1 protein-coding gene is annotated in these 1,385 nt (G+C 40.4%); it reads left to right on the top strand.

The window, feature by feature from the left end; translation table 11 throughout:
- Window positions 1-54: 54 nt before the first annotated feature.
- A protein-coding gene (locus tag ICC18_RS33305; protein WP_188178680.1) for an IS3 family transposase occupies window positions 55-1,385 on the top strand; the annotation gives its coding sequence in 2 pieces (ribosomal slippage) (window positions 55-499 and window positions 499-1,385; 1,332 coding nt annotated over the 2 pieces). This gene is flagged as partial in the annotation.

The following is a 1,385-nucleotide window of genomic DNA, read 5'->3' as shown; positions in this document are numbered from 1 at the left end:
TGAACTGCACCCCAATTGTTGGACACAGTCTAACATCTGGAGGTGCAGTTTTTTATGTCTAAGTATTCGACTGAGGAGAAATTAGAAGCCGTCCTAGCTTATCTAGAAGGTAAGGCATCTTTTAAAACAATTGCGGAAGACCGAAATATGAGTACAGCGCCTTTAAAAAGATGGGTATTACGTTATCAAAACCACGGGGTTGATGGACTTGTCTCCTCGTATACAAATCACGAGATTCAATTTAAAATAGATGTACTCAATTACATGAACGAATTTGGGGCATCTATCAATGAGACCGCCGCTCGATATAAGCTGGCTTCGGATTACACTGTCCTTAAGTGGAAGAGGCAATTCGAAGCAGGTGGAATAGACGCCCTCAAATCAAAGAAAAAGGGGCGTCCATCCATGAAAGAAGAAACAAAGATACCAACTCCAGTTGAAGGCTCTCTCGAAGCGTTACAAGCAGAAGTAGAACGTTTACGAATGGAGAACGCCTACTTAAAAAAGTTGAATGCCTTAGTTCAAAACAAGCAAAAATTACAAAGCAAGACAAAGCACAAGTAGTATTTGAGCTAAGGCTAGAATACCCAATTTCTTCATTACTTCAACTGGCTCAAATTCCACGTAGTACGTATTATTACTGGGTAAGTACCATTGATCGTCCAGATAAAGATGCAGACTTAAAATCCCGTATTACAGCGATCTATTATGAACACAAAGGTCGTTATGGTTATCGTCGTATTACAGATGAACTGCACAATGAAGAGCTCCCAGTGAACCACAAAAAGGTGCAACGCATCATGCGTGAACTTGGCTTAAAATGCATCGTTCGTATGAAAAAATATCGCTCGTATAAAGGAACAGTCGGTAAAATTGCGCCGAACATTCTAGAACGAAATTTCAAGGCTACAAAACCGAATGAGAAGTGGGTAACGGATATTACAGAGTTCCATCTATTTGGCGAGAAGCTGTATTTATCACCTATGCTCGATTTATTTAACGGGGAAATCATCGCGTATACCATTGGATCACGCCCTGTCTACTCACTTGTTTCTAGGATGCTAGACAAAGCATTTGAGCGTTTGAATGACAAGGATACGCTTCTCATTCACTCCGATCAGGGCTGGCATTACCAAATGAACCAATATCAACTCGCACTCAAAGAACGCGGGATTACACAGAGCATGTCACGTAAAGGAAACTGTTACGACAATGCAGTCATCGAAAACTTCTTTGGCATTTTAAAATCCGAGTTTTTATACATACAGGAGTTTGAGAATATTGAACAGTTTAAAGTAGAACTGGAAAAATACATCACATACTACAACCACAAACGAATAAAGGCAAAACTAAAAGGCATGAGCCCGGTACGGTACCGGACTCAT

This window comes from Paenibacillus sedimenti, from assembly GCF_014534655.1.
In the GTDB taxonomy this organism is placed as follows: domain Bacteria; phylum Bacillota; class Bacilli; order Paenibacillales; family NBRC-103111; genus Paenibacillus_E; species Paenibacillus_E sedimenti.
Note: the sequence above shows the minus strand (reverse complement) of the source record. Positions and strands in the feature narration are given on the sequence as shown.